This window comes from Corynebacterium epidermidicanis (genome assembly GCF_001021025.1).
GTDB lineage: Bacteria > Actinomycetota > Actinomycetes > Mycobacteriales > Mycobacteriaceae > Corynebacterium > Corynebacterium epidermidicanis.
Genome location: NZ_CP011541.1, coordinates 1,881,818 through 1,895,840 on the forward strand (window position 1 = coordinate 1,881,818; position 14,023 = coordinate 1,895,840).

The window sequence follows — 14,023 nt, forward strand, 5'->3', positions numbered from 1 at the left end:
CTGGGAAAAAGGTCTAGAGGTTCAGGTAACCTTCAAAAACAACGTTGCCCAGGGTTAGCTTGGAGTTCGAAAGATTGTACGGGCTGGTGTTGAAGCTGACATTGATAACTGTCGAAGCTCCCGGGCCAAGCGGAAGGTCCAGGCCCTCATCTTCGGCCTTTTGGCGCGGGACATCACCATTACCTGGGATAGCCAGGTGGAACTTGTTGATCTCCTCTGCTGGAACCGCAACATTGAGATCCAGATTTTTCACCAGGACCTTAAACTGCGTGCCTCCGGTAGGACCGTTGTTGGCGGCAAGAATTTTCCATTCCACATTGAGACCATCGTCCTTGGCCACGCTCCCCGGCTTTTGGCCAGTCTTTTGTGGCACTTGCTGGGCAACGAAACTAGGCTTCGGAGTTTCGGTGACTTCCACTTTTTCCTGCTTGGTAGCGTTGGTCGGATCCTCCCCAGCAATCAGATGGCCGATCTGAGAACAGCCACTCAATGTGGGTAGCAGGATTAAGGCTGCAAGCACTGCCCAGCTAGTCGTGGCACGTTTTGGGGTGGTCTTCACGTCAGTCACCGTCATCGAATCTTTTTTAAAAAGCAAGCGGATAGGTCGTTTTCTCGGTTCCGAGTTTTCCCAGTTGGTCCCTTCAGTGACCTCCGGCTGGGAAAACTTTGGCGTTGTCCCTTATTGTAGCTACGTCAACTCAACCCACTTCGGTTAGGACATCGATGAATTCCTTTGCCCGCATCCTCAAAACGACCAAGGCATTGTGGCCGTACTATCTACTGGTCGTGGTTACCTCGACGACGGTCGCGGCATTAGCACTGGTCACACCGTTCATTTTGCGTAGTGCGACCAACCTCATCGTGGACACCGTCAGTGGGGAAACCACCGCCGCCGCGGTTTCAAAGACCTTGATTTGGCTCGCAGTTGGATTGCTCGTCGCCGAGATCTCGCACACCGCCGTCCATAACATTGGTGGATATGTGGGAGATGTCATGTCCTTCCGGATGCGACAGATTTTGTCCACCCGCTATTTTGCCAAATTACTCTCACTGCCCCAACGCTATTTCGACAACCAAGTCACCGGCACGATCATCTCCAGGTTGGAGCGGTCCATCACCTCCATTACCCAGTTTGTGCAGGCGTTTTCCAATAACTTCTTCTCCATGCTGATCACCACCACCGCCGTTTTGGTGATTTCTGCCTGGTATTACTGGCCACTAGCGCTGTTGTTAGCGGTGATCTTCCCGCTCTATATGTGGCTGACAGCCATCACTTCCAAGCGGTGGCAGGTGTGGGAAAAGGACAAGAATGAGCAAATCGACGCAGCCGGTGGACGCTTTGCCGAAGTAGTCAGCCAGGTCAAGGTAGTGAAGTCTTTCGTGGCAGAAGTTCGCGAATTGTTGGGGTTCGGCACCCGCTATAACTCTGGCGTAGCTACCACCCGAGTTCAATCTCGCTATTGGCACTGGATGGACTTCGCGCGCGGCGGCGCACTAAATGTGATTTTCTTCGGCATCTACGCTCTGTTGTTCTTCCGCACCCTGCACGGCCACTTCTCGCTCGGCGACATGGTGATGTTGCTCCAACTGGTGAATATGGCAAAGCAACCAGTTTTCATGATGAGCTACTTGGTGGATACCGCCCAGCGGGCCGTGACGGGCTCGAAAGAATTCTTCGCAGTGATGGCCGAAATACCTGAGCATACTGCGAACCCACAACTAGTCACGGCAGCAACCGCCCCCACGACCCCACAGCTAGATGACACCGAAGTAGTTCCACTTCAGCCGTTGCCTGGCAAGCCCGTGATTGCCTTTGACAATGTCAGTTTCTCCTACTCGGATAACGAGCAGGTTATCCATGGGGTCACGTTCGCTGCGCAGCAGGGACAACGTGTGGCTCTCGTTGGTGAATCCGGCGGTGGTAAGTCAACTCTGGTGAATCTGCTACTCGGCCTGTACCGTCCAGGTTCGGGCAGCATGCTGGTCTGTGGACATGATGTGGATTCCTTGGATAATGCCAAGCTGCGAGCTTCAGTAGGTGTGGTCTTCCAGGAAGCTGCGCTGTTTTCGGGCACCATTCGCGAAAACATTGCCTACGCCCGGCCGTCGGCAAGCGATGCCGAAATCGAAGAGGCAGCCCGCCGCGCAAATGCCCACGAGTTCATTACAAAGTTCCCTGATGGATACGACACGTTGATTGGTGAACGCGGCCTTCGGCTGTCCGGGGGCCAGAAGCAGCGCGTGGCAGTTGCGCGCGCGATTTTGAAGGATGCGCCTGTGCTCGTTCTCGATGAGGCGACCTCGGCACTCGATACGAAGGCGGAGCGCGCAGTGCAAAAGGGGCTTGACGAACTGATGCACAACCGCACCACACTGATCATTGCGCACCGCTTGTCGACGATCGCCTCGGTGGACACCATCGTCACGCTGCGCGACGGTCGGGTCGATGAGGTCGGTACGCCTGCCGAGCTGGCACAGTCCGGTGGAATTTACGCCGAGTTGCTGGCATTGACGGCCAGTGATTCGGCGGAGAATCGCAAGCGCCTGCAGGCTTTCGGATTCCAACAGTGAATTTTTTTGGGAAACGATTTCCCAAAATTGCCTCGTTCGTCTTACACTATGAGAACAAACCACATAACTAGGGTCCACGCTGACTTAGCCACCACCACCGGCTGACTGGCTTGGCTTCACCACATCTCTCTCCAGCTATCGCACACTCACCCGGTGGGCGCGACTAGCAATTTAAGCGCGAACACCTCGTGAAAGGTTTACTCATGACCGCAGCCGAAACTTCGGTATCCCCGAATAAGAATCAACGAATCTCCACTGTTATCGCAGCCAGCCTGATGCTGTTTTCGATGTTCTTCGGAGCCGGTAACCTCATTTTCCCACCGATGCTCGGCGTGCAAGCTGGCCACGGCTATGGACCTGCCATCATCGGATTCCTCATTACTGGCGCTGCGATCCCAGTGGTCGCGGTCATTGCAGTGGCAATCACCGGAAACAATGTCCAAGACCTCGCCCGTCGTGGTGGACCGGCCTTCGGCCTGCTGTTTCCGGTAGCTGTCTACCTATCCATCGGCTGTTTCTACGCCCTGCCCCGCACAGGTGTGGTGAGCTTTTCCACTGCAATAACCCCGATCACCGGTTGGGATTCCACCATGGCCAAGGTGATCTTCTCTGCGGTGTTCTTCGGCGTATCGTTGTGGTTGGCTTTCAACCCGGACGGTCTGGTGGACCGCTTGGGCAAGATCCTGACCCCAATGCTGGTTATCCTGCTGATCCTGTTGATCACGCTGTCCTTCTTTAATCTGGGTGGCACCCCAGGGGCTGCCTCGGAAAAGTACGCTGGCAACCCATTGGCTACCGGCTTGGTCGAGGGCTACCTCACCATGGACTCCCTGGCTGCACTAGCATTCGGCATCGTCGTGGTGAACTCCCTGAAGTACAAGGGCTTCAAGGAGGGCGGGTCCCTTGTGCGAGGCGTGAGCATGGCGGGCATCGTGGCCGGTGTTCTGTTGGCGCTGATTTACGTCGGTCTAGGCATGGTCGGACAGGTCATCCCGGAGCCAAGCAAGTACGCCAACGGCGCCGACTTGCTTACCGACGCCGCCCGGCTAACGATGGGCGAACCAGGCATGATCGTCTTCGGCGCCATCGTTTTGCTAGCCTGCATCACCACCTCGGTCGGCTTGATCGGTGCTACCTCTGAGTTCTTCAACCACCTGATGCCAGGTATCTCCTACCGCACGTGGGCTGTGGTCTTTTCCCTCATCGCTATGGTGATTTCTACGATGGGGCTCCAGACGGTGCTGTCGATTGCTGGTCCGATCATCGGCTTCCTTTACCCTGCTGCGATCACCCTCATCGCGTTGACCTTGATCGAGCCGCTGTTTGGTCGCCGCATCAACATGTCATTCATGCTCAGCCTGCACGTGGCCCTGATTTGGGCTGCGTTGATGAGCTTCAACTCGCTAGGCTGGGGTTCCGACGTGATCGAGCCGCTCATCAGCTGGTCGCCAATGCACAAACTTGATCTGGGTTGGGCGTTGCCTACTTTCGTGGCTTTCATCATCGGCCTGGCAATCGATTTCGCACGCCCCAAGCAAGAGGTTGTTGCCCGAGCTGGTGCCACTGAAATGACTGTTGACACCTCCGCTTAAGACTTCTGCCCCAGCTAAGAATTTACCCGCTACCGCTGGTTTGAGCACCAGCGGTAGCGGGTTTCGAGGTTTAAGTAAAGAAATGTGTGTTCGGTTTCGATGTGTTGTCGGCTGTGCGGTGCGGATTTGCTGCACACGTGCTAGGTCGTACTTCCAAAATAGGAGTACTACCTCTGTGGGCGTTTTTTCGTCCAAATTCTCTGATCTAGGTAGGAGTACTACCACGGAAGTACTGACTAGCACCTGTGCAGCCCCGGAAGCAGCTAGGAGAGCCCTCGGAAAACAGGGATAAGTAAACAAGTGTGCGCCCAGTCGGCAAAGCGCGGCCACAAGCAAGCTGGTCAACCAGCTCCTGTGGCTTGGGGCAAGACGGCGACTGATCTGAGCGCGTCGTTTCCCTCGCGGTGACACCAGCTCTCGCCGAGATCGCAGCAAACGACATAGCTAAATTCCAGTCGTAGACCTAGCGGAATGCCGGCGCGTTCGTTGAGGCGACGGGAAACAGAGCTATAGGTTTCACCGCTCCACCGCAAGCATTTCTTCACCTGCCCAGCACACACTGGGCAGGTGGGGCGGTTTCGAACACCAACCCACCCCGCCACGAGGGTAAAACACGGTAGTAAACGTGGCGGGGTCGGCGATCGCTCTGCAGGGAGCAATACTCGACCCCGATTTCGTGCTGGTACTTGAGTTGTGGCTACCTAGTCGTTTTGCCCCTTCGGTACCGAGGATTCAATCACTCGGTGTGGCGGTTGTCCGACTTCGTTCAGGGGATCTTCATCGACATCGCCTACCACCCCAAGGTTGCCGTCAATCACGACATCACCAGGGATAACAATGCGGCCTTCCTCGTCATAGGTGACTTCCAGGACTGGCAGCTCGTTACCGTCTTCGTCGTAACCCGGCGCGGGTTGGGACTCGTGAGCCTCGAGCTTTTCTGGAGTATCAGTCTTTTGCCACTGACGGGTGCGGGTGCGACGGCGCGCGGCAGAATCATCGCTCATGCCTTTCACGAGCGAAAACATCATCAAAAACTGCATGACAAAGAACGGCAGCGCGACAATGATGACCACCTCTTGCAGTGTGGCGATGCCAGCATTAGGGGAGATCAGCAACAGCGCGCCGGCAACCGCACCGATGAGCACCGCCCACAAGATGCGGTAGCTGGTCGGCGCCTTGTTTTCTTCGCCCGTGGCAATCATGTCGTTGACCATCGCCGCGGAGTCGATGGAAGTGATAAAGAAGATGATCACGATCGCCAAGGCGAATGGCCCCATAATCGCAGTAAGCGGATATGCCTCGAGGAACTTAAATAGCGCCGCTGGCACGTCGCCTTCCACCACTACCGGTTGAGTCAAGAATCCGGGCTCATTAAGTTCCAACTCCAGGCCGGCACGGCCAAAGATTGCGAACCAGATGATCGCGAAGATCGTCGGCAAGGCAAGCACACCGGCGATGAACTCGCGGACCGTGCGGCCACGGGAAATACGCGCGACAAACAGCCCCACAAAAGGCGACCAGCACATCGTCCAAGCCCAGTAGAAGGCGGTCCACTTGCCCTGCCAGCCTGGGTTTTGGTCGAAAGAATCCGTCCAGAACATCAACGATGGCAGCTCGTCAGCGTAAATGCCAAAGGCTTCGACAGTCGCGCGCAGCAACGACAAGGTCGGTCCGGTGACCAGCACAAAGATCATGAACAAGACGGCCATCGCGATGTTGGTATTGGACAAAATTTTAATGCCTTTATCCAGGCCCGATGCCACCGAGATGCACGCCACAACGGTAATGAGCATCAGGATGGCCATTTGAATCCAGGAGATCTCAGGAACACCCCAGAGCTTGTGCATACCAGCGTTAATCTGCAGCACACCCAAACCGACGGAAACAGCGATGCCGAATACCGTACCAATGATGGCGAGGGCATCAATGAGTTTGCCTGGGGTCGAGTAGATTTTCGCGCCGAGCAGCGGGGCAAATACCGACGACAGTCGCGCGGGAAGCTTGCGCTTGTAAATGAAGTATCCCAGCGCCAAACCGGGGACCACCATGATGACCCACATGTGCAGACCGAAGTGATAGAAGGTGAAAGCCATCGCCTCGCGGGCTGCTTCCTGTGTCATCGAGTCTGCGTCCTTGCGGGGGACGTTGTAGTAATGGTTGATCGGCTCTGCGACTCCCCAGAACATCAGTACCGCCCCAGTGCCGCCAGCAAAGAGCATGGCGAACCATACCGGGAGGGAGTATTCCGGTTCATCGTCGTCGTCACCCAAGCGAACTGAACCATAACGCGAGACGAAAACGGCGATCAAGAAAATGAATGCGAGGGAGACACCACCGATATACATCCAGCCCAGGTTGGTCAGCAACCAGCCTGCGACACCAGTGAAGAAGTTCTTCGCGGTTTCACCCAAAATGATAGTTGCGAGGACGAAGGCCAAAATGAAGCCAGCGGAAACGAGAAAAATGACGGGATCCGTCTTTAACCCTAGGAAACGCTTTTCGTTGGGATTAACGGGTTCCTGGTCGTCCACAATCGTGGTACTAACAGGCTGTGCAGTACTTTCTGCAGCCATAACAGTTAAGTTCTTCCTATTCGTTGGACATGAACTATTTAAGATTACGGAAACTGGGCTGCATTACTGCTACGGAGAATGGGAAGCTAACAAGTTTTTAATCAACGTGTTATACATTTGTGATTTAAGGCCTAGGTATGCAAATCAGGGCTTTCGGCAGCGTGTGGCGTCACCAGATTTCCTGCATGGCTGCCACTGCCCCAATCTTTTCCACCTTCACAGATGGGTAAGTTTCCTGTAGTTTTTCCGCTACCTCGAACGTCTTCATATTCGACCCAACAGGAAATTCCACTACATAGGGGCCAAGCGAGTGAGAGCCGTCGCCGAGACTCGCCGCGCTCAACTGCTCCGAAATATGGGCCGGTATGAGGGCCATGAAGGCACGTGAGCGATAGGTAAAAAGCTGGACCACGCCCAGATCCTCCACCCGGAAATCGATCCCGGAGCGCGGAATACGCACTCGCTCGCCAATCCGCAACCGCACTTTTCTCCCCCGCAGCACGTAACGGGCGAGACCAAAAATTGCTGTGGCAATCCCAGCCCCCGGCGCAGCCAGGCCCACCGTAAAGAGGGTGCTCATCAGCTCAGAAGTCGCAGATTGTCGAGCGGAATACAAAACCCAAGCCAGCGGCACCAAAATCGCAACCACGATCAGGCAGGCCTTTGCTACTTTCGAGGTCAGCAAAGCTTTCAACTGAGATTTGATGCGGATTTCGGTCACAGCGCATTAGTCTAAAGCACGGATGTGGAAATTCGAGTTGTACGAACCGAAAGCTCGCCAAAGGATATAGTTTTCCTAAAATTGTTATCCAGGTAGCTTCACCCACTATATTTGCAGGGCATGTGGGAAAAGTTTCCTCAGCGAACCAAAATCAGTGCTCTGATCACGTGTGTCGGGCTGCTTACTGTCACTGCGTGCTCCGCAGGGTCGACCGCCACCCGGGTGGGACGCATTGCTGATTCCGACGCCGTGGTGGTAGCAAGCTTCGGCCCGCCGGCCTCCCTCGACTTCACGCGCACTGCAGGCGCAGCAATTCCTGGCGCACTGATGATCAATGTCTATGAATCGTTGGTCCGCGTTGACGAGCACGGCGAGATCCAGCCGTGGCTGGCGGAATCGTGGGAAACCAACCCCGAACGCACCGAATACACCTTCCATCTCCGCCCCGGAGTGAAGTTCTCCAACGGCGATGCTTTCACTGCGGAGACCGCGAAATTCTCCATCGACCGGGTGAAAGGTGACGCCTGGACGAACGGACTTAAGGCCCAGATGAAGCCGGTAGCAGCCACAGAAGCTATCGACGAACACACCCTTAAGGTGACGCTGAGCAAGCCGAGTAACCAGTGGTTGTTTTCGATGGCTACGTTCGTCGGCGCGATGATGACGCCAAACGGCGTCGATAAGCTGGCCACGGACCCGGTCGGGACCGGCCCCTACGTGGTGGAGCAATGGGCGATTGGACAGTCGCTGACTTTTAGCGCTCGCGAGGATTATTGGGGGGCTGCGCCGGAGAATCGCACTGCGGCAATTCGATACTTTTCCGACGCCGTCGGCGCCACCAACGCCCTGCAATCGGGTGATGTCGACGTCGTGTGGGCGATGCAGTCGCCAGAGCTCATCCGCCCGTTGACCGCGCGCGGGGGTTACCACGTACAAGTGGGTACCTCGAACGGCGAAGTTTTGTTGTCGATGAATAACAAGCGCGCTCCGTTTACGGACCCGCGCGTTCGCCAAGCCGTGATGTACGCGATTGACCGGCAGGCTGTGATCGACACGGCGTGGGACGGCTACGGCACCGACACCGGCGGTGTGCCGGTACCTCCAACCGATCCTTGGTTTGAGCCGTCCACCGCTTATCCTTTCGACCCGGAAAAGGCACGTCAACTGCTCAAAGAAGCCGGGATCAACGAGACAAACAATAAGATAGTCTTCTCCGTGCCCTCGCTGCCGTACACCTCGGCAATTTCCGAGATTGTGGTCTCGCAGCTTCGCGACGTCGGCCTCGATGTCACGATCGAGTCCACTGAATTCCCGGCGGTCTGGTTGTCCAAGGTCCTCAAAGGCAAGGACTACGACATGTCGATCATCGCGCATGTCGAGCCCCGCGACATACCAACGCTGTTCGGCAACCCGGACTACTACCTGGGCTACAACTCTCCCGAGGTTGTGGCAGCGCTCCAGGCAGCTGACAGCGGTTCCCCTGAAGACTATGAGAAGTTCATGGCGGAGGCTGTCGACACCATCATGGCCGACGCAGCCGCGGATACCCTGTTCAATTTCCCGAACATCGTCGTGGCCCGCGACAACATCGCCGGGATCGACCCGAATGTGCGTACCGACGGCCTAAACCTGAAGGTCATCGCCAAGAAAGGACCACAGCACTAATGCTGAAGACGCTGTTTCGTTACGTGCTGACAGTCTGGGCAGCTTCGGTGGTGGTATTCACTTTGCTCCGCATCATCCCTGGTGACCCCGCAGAAATTGCCCTTGGCGTAACAGCCACCCCCGAAACACTTGCGGCCAAGCGCGCCCAGCTCGGCACCGACCAACCACTATGGAACCAATACTGGGACTGGATCCTCGGACTCTTGCGCGGTGACTTCGGGATCTCCCTCACCTCCGGCGCTCAACTTTCCCCCATCATCACCGACCGCATGCAGGTATCCCTCATCGTGGTCAGCCTATCCATGCTGGTAGCTGTGATCGTCGCGATACCTTTGGGGATGTGGGCGGCCCTACGCAACCGCCACGCCGACGGCATCATCATCTCAGCAGTGGTCCAAGTTGGTATCGCCGTGCCATCCTTCTTGGCGGCTATCCTGCTGGTCTCGGTGTTTTCGGTGAACCTGGGCTGGCTACCTGCCAACGGCTGGGTGCCGCCGGGATATGACTTCGGTGGATTCTTTAAACGCCTGGTGCTCCCCGTGGGCGCCCTCGCAGCCGTACAGGCAGCAATATCGACGCGCTACGTACGCTCGGCGGTACTCGAGATCATCAGCGACGACTTCCTCCGCACCGCTCGGGCGAAGGGGCTCACGACGACTCAAGCACTGGTTCGTCATGGTATGCGCAATGCCGCGATCCCGGTCCTCACCGTGCTGGGGATGCAACTATCCACCCTGGTCGTCGGTGCCGTGGTGATCGAGCGCGTGTTCACGATCCCAGGCCTCGGCTCCCTGCTGCTGGATTCGGTGGTCAACCGAGACATCATCGCGGTGCAAACCATCGTCATGCTGCTTGTTTTGTTTACTTTGTTGGTCAATATGCTCGTCGATGTGGCCACGCTCATCATCGATCCCCGGTTGCGAAAGAAGGCTTAGCTTGTGATGCAGAAGGCAAAGAACATTTCCACCACCGGACTGATCGGGCTGGTTATCGTCGCAACCGTCATCATCGCGGCGCTGGTTTCCTTCGTGTGGACCCCTTACGACCCAATCCACGCCATCCCCGCCGACCGCTTGCAAGGCTCCTCGTTTCGTCATTTGATGGGCACCGATCGCTACGGGCGAGACGTTTTTTCCCAAATGATGGCTGGGTCGCGTATCACGCTGTTGGTCGGGGTGGTGGCAGTGGGAATCGCGGCCACGTTGGGCACCCCACTCGGAGTGTTCGCGGGCATGAAGGGCGGCTGGGCTGACCGGCTTATCATGCGCATTTCCGACGTCATGTTGGCGTTTCCTGCCCTCCTACTAGCAATTATCACTGGCGCGATGTTTGGCACGTCGACGACCACCGCGATGGTGGCCATCGGGGTTGCCTCCATCCCTTCCTTTGCTCGGGTCGCCCGCGCCGGCACCCGGCAAGTGATGAGTAAGGATTTCATCTTGGCCGCCACCAGCGCCCGGCTGCCCGGCTGGCGCATCGCTATCAAGCACGTACTGCCGAACATCATGGGCATGCTCATTGTGCAGTCAAGCGTGGCATTCGCGCTGGCCATCCTTGCGGAAGCTGCGTTGTCTTTCCTGGGCCTCGGCACTCCCCCACCCGAGCCGTCGTGGGGGCGACTCCTCCAAAACGCCCAAGCATCACTTGCTTCGGCTCCGATGCTCGCGGTCTGGCCAGGTCTTACTATCGCTATCACGGTGTTTGGCTTCAATGTTGCCGGTGACGGCCTCCGCGACATCTTCGATCCGAAGGCGCAACGCGCCGTGAACGTCTCTGAGCTGGAGGTATAACCATGCTCACCATTGAAAACCTGCGCGTTTCCACCCACTCGGGCCGGACTGTGGTACAAGACATCTGCTTTGACATTGCCCCTGGACAGCGGGTCGGCCTGATTGGGGAATCCGGGTCCGGGAAGTCATTGACCGCCTTGTCGATCATGGGTTTGCTACCGCCAAACCTGAGCGCCACCGGCACCATTTCCTTTGATGGCACCGCCCTGCTGGGTGCTTCCGAGCGCCAACTCGCTAGTATCCGAGGCCGACGGATCTCGATGATCTTCCAGGAACCGATGACGGCGCTAAATCCCCTCATGACGGTCGGCAAACAAGTTGCCGAGGCCGTGACGATTCACAGCGATGCGTCGAAAAACGCCGTGCGGGAACGCGTCTTGGAATTGTTCGCGGACGTGCAACTACCGGATCCAGGGGCGACCTTCGACAAGTTTCCGCACCAACTCTCCGGCGGGCAACGCCAGCGCGTGCTGATCGCAATGGCACTGGCCAACGAACCAGACCTGCTACTATGCGACGAACCTACCACCGCGCTAGATGTGACGGTACAGGCGCAAATCGTGGAACTCATTCTCGAACTCGCCGCCAAACACCACGCTGCGCTACTGTTCATTACCCACGACCTAGCTCTGGTCAGCCAGGTGTGCGAAGAGATTCTGGTGATGAAGGACGGCCGCATCGTTGAGCGCGGCCCGTTGGACAAAGTATTGCATGCGCCGGAGCACGAATATACCCGTGGCTTGATGGCGGCTTCTGATCTGCGTGCTCGTGATGAAAACGCCCAGCTCTACACTGTGAAATCAGCGTCGAGCGGAACTTATTCGCCGGGGGTGGCGCTAGCGCAGCCGAAACGACCAGCAGTGGGTGGGGTCATCGCGTCTGGCAGCGATCTGCGTCGGGAATACTCCCACTCGCGGTTCTTCCGACGCTCCGCCACAGTCGCTGTAGACGGGGTGTCTTTTGAGCTGCGCGAACGCGCCCGCCTCGGCATCGTGGGGGGTTCCGGGTCAGGAAAAACTACGTTGCTGCGTATGATCGCTGGGCTTGACCAGCCGAGCTCAGGCACGGTCTCTGTTAGTGGCTCCACCGCGATAGTGTTCCAAGATCCGTTTTCTTCCCTTGATCCGCGGATGCGGATTGCCGATATCGTCGCCGAACCACTCACTCGCGCCGGGTTATCTGCAGCTCAGCGGGTGGAGCGCGTCCGGGAAGTACTCGTTGAGGTTGGACTCCCCGAGTCCAGCTTGGAACGCTACCCACACGAATTCTCCGGCGGTCAGCGCCAGCGCATTTCCATCGCCCGCGCTCTGTCAGTACGCCCGGACATCCTGCTTGCCGACGAACCTGTTTCGGCCCTCGACGTGTCCGCCCGCGCGGTCATCCTGAATTTGCTGGAAGACCTCGCCAATTCCTATGGACTGTCGATGATTTTTGTCTCACACGACCTGTCCGTCGTCCGCGAAATCTGCACCGAAGTGCTGGTGATGTCGCAGGGGAAAATCGTGGAGAGCGGGTCGATTAGAGACGTTTATGGCGCGCCAAAGGATCCTTACACCAAGAAACTGCTGGCGGCGATCCCCACGCTAAAACCTGCGGGGAAGGCCGTTACCTAAAAGTTAGAGGCGCCTATTTACCCACACCGAGTTCCTTTGAGATTGCTCAAAAGTCGCAAAACTGAACAATCTCAAAGGCAAACAACGGTCGTTGAGAGCGGAAAAGCGGGTACTAGCTGACGTACACCCTACGAAGCGAGCTAGCTACCAGGACGCGCTCTTCGCTAACTTCGAATTCTGCGGTGAGAGCTTCAAATTGTTCCAGCTCGGCAATAGACAAGCGGAATTCCCCTCGCTCCATGGCTTGGCCTTTCCTCCGGTAGCAGCATCTCTTTCCTTGTCAGCTTAGGCGCCGTACTTCTAGACGTCCACCGCGACACGCTCCGTTTCCTGTCGGGACACCTTCGCTTGCTGCTCGACACTCTTCGCCCGCCAGCGCACCAGCGCAGCATAAATGGCCCCGTTGACATTGTGCAGCACACTGGCCACCGCCGAAGGTAGCGCTGCTTCGGCTGAGAAGAACTGGGCGGCCATGCCTGTGGCCAGGCCTGAGTTTTGGGTTCCCACCTCGATCGCGGTGGTGCGACACGCTTCCACTGGCTGACGAGTCACCCGAGCAGCGACATATCCGAGTAGGTAGCCCAGCATGTTATGCAGGATCACGGCCAGTACGACGAGCAATCCGACGGTCGCCAGCTTCGCGGAATTCTTTGCCACATTGGGCAGCACCACCATCAGGATTGCGAAGATGGACAGCCACGGCAAGATAGGCAGGATTTTTGCCACCCAGCGTTCCGCGAAGAAGTTGATCACCAGACCGGCGGTGACAGGAATCAGCACGGATTTCATCAGGCTGATTGCCATGGCGCTGGCGTTGACATCGGTTTCTGCTCCAGCGAGCCCCAGCATCAGCAGAGGGGTGACAAAGGGCGCAAGCATCGTGGACACGGAGGTCATCGCGACGGAAAGCGCAACATCGCCTTTAGCTAGATACGCAATCACGTTTGAAGCCGTTCCCCCGGGCACGGAACCCAACATCAAGAGACCGACCGCGAGCTGGGGATTGAAGTTGAAGGCCTTAGCTACCGCGACGGCCCCGAGTGGCATGACAATGAACTGAGCGAGAACACCGATAACAATCGGTATTGGTCGCCGAAGGATTTCTTGAAAATCGGGCACCGTCAAGGTCAGCCCCATCGTGAACATAATCACCATCAGCATGTAAGTGATGTATTGCGCCATGGGAACAAATGGCGCGGGGAAGAAGAAGGCGACCACTGCGCCCACGAGAATAATTAGTGGAAAAGCAGCCACGGCAAGCGTGGCGGAACGATCTTCAGAAGATGCATCTGCAGATTGGGCAGGGCCGGGAGTGATGTGGCTATTGTCACGCATGGCGATAGCACCGAAGCTTTCTCAGGTCGGTCGGGACGTTTCGTTTTAGCGGCGATCACTCAACACAGCTAAGGGTGGGCCGTGCGTCATTGCCGAAACTAGGGTTCCTCACGAGATGGCGTGATACAAGTCACTACTCTAGGGAGCGTTCACGGCGTTGTCC

Annotated in this window: 11 protein-coding genes; 6 read left to right on the forward strand and 5 right to left on the reverse strand. The window is 57.0% G+C overall.

Translation table 11 applies throughout. The features are described 5' to 3' along the window. Window positions 1-13 precede the first annotated feature (13 nt). On the reverse strand, window positions 14-574 hold the full coding sequence (locus CEPID_RS12525) for a hypothetical protein (protein WP_052843467.1): 561 nt from the start codon (window positions 572-574) through the stop codon (window positions 14-16). Between the two features lie 149 nt (window positions 575-723). On the opposite strand from CEPID_RS12525, the gene CEPID_RS08710 reads away from it, so the two are divergent. After that, a complete protein-coding gene (locus CEPID_RS08710; RefSeq protein ID WP_047240648.1) occupies window positions 724-2,571 on the forward strand; it encodes an ABC transporter ATP-binding protein in 1,848 nt (615 codons plus the stop codon). Between the two features lie 203 nt (window positions 2,572-2,774). Next, a complete protein-coding gene (brnQ, locus tag CEPID_RS08715) occupies window positions 2,775-4,163 on the forward strand; it encodes a branched-chain amino acid transport system II carrier protein (RefSeq protein WP_047240649.1) in 1,389 nt (462 codons plus the stop codon). A 701-nt stretch (window positions 4,164-4,864) separates the two neighbouring features. Here the strand turns inward: brnQ and CEPID_RS08720 are convergent. Continuing rightward, complete coding sequence (locus CEPID_RS08720; protein WP_047240650.1) at window positions 4,865-6,736, reverse strand: BCCT family transporter; 1,872 nt, start codon at window positions 6,734-6,736, stop codon at window positions 4,865-4,867. A gap of 169 nt (window positions 6,737-6,905) precedes the next feature. Continuing rightward, window positions 6,906-7,457, reverse strand: coding sequence for a hypothetical protein (locus tag CEPID_RS08725; RefSeq protein ID WP_047240651.1), 552 nt, complete (start codon window positions 7,455-7,457; stop codon window positions 6,906-6,908). Between the two features lie 120 nt (window positions 7,458-7,577). Between CEPID_RS08725 and CEPID_RS08730 the strand changes: the two genes are divergently transcribed. The 4 genes from CEPID_RS08730 to CEPID_RS08745 are packed head-to-tail and all read left to right on the forward strand — an operon-like array spanning window position 7,578 to window position 12,525. Then, on the forward strand, window positions 7,578-9,122 hold the full coding sequence (locus CEPID_RS08730) for an ABC transporter substrate-binding protein (protein WP_047240652.1): 1,545 nt from the start codon (window positions 7,578-7,580) through the stop codon (window positions 9,120-9,122). Then, entirely contained in the window at window positions 9,122-10,057 is a 936-nt protein-coding gene (locus CEPID_RS08735; protein WP_047240653.1) for an ABC transporter permease, read from the forward strand. The genes CEPID_RS08730 and CEPID_RS08735 overlap by 1 nt, the downstream gene beginning before the upstream one ends. Window positions 10,058-10,063: 6 nt before the next feature. Continuing rightward, window positions 10,064-10,912, forward strand: coding sequence for an ABC transporter permease (locus tag CEPID_RS08740; RefSeq protein WP_047240654.1), 849 nt, complete (start codon window positions 10,064-10,066; stop codon window positions 10,910-10,912). Further along, a complete protein-coding gene (locus tag CEPID_RS08745; RefSeq protein ID WP_407921622.1) occupies window positions 10,909-12,525 on the forward strand; it encodes a dipeptide ABC transporter ATP-binding protein in 1,617 nt (538 codons plus the stop codon). The genes CEPID_RS08740 and CEPID_RS08745 overlap by 4 nt, the downstream gene beginning before the upstream one ends. A 112-nt stretch (window positions 12,526-12,637) precedes the next feature. Here the strand turns inward: CEPID_RS08745 and CEPID_RS13660 are convergent, their stop codons facing one another. Further along, window positions 12,638-12,766, reverse strand: a complete 129-nt coding sequence (locus CEPID_RS13660) for a hypothetical protein (protein WP_269079456.1) — start codon at window positions 12,764-12,766, stop codon at window positions 12,638-12,640. 59 nt (window positions 12,767-12,825) lie between these two features. After that, window positions 12,826-13,860: a bile acid:sodium symporter family protein gene (locus tag CEPID_RS08750; protein ID WP_047240656.1), complete on the reverse strand. Its 1,035-nt coding sequence runs from the start codon at window positions 13,858-13,860 to the stop codon at window positions 12,826-12,828. Window positions 13,861-14,023 lie beyond the last annotated feature (163 nt).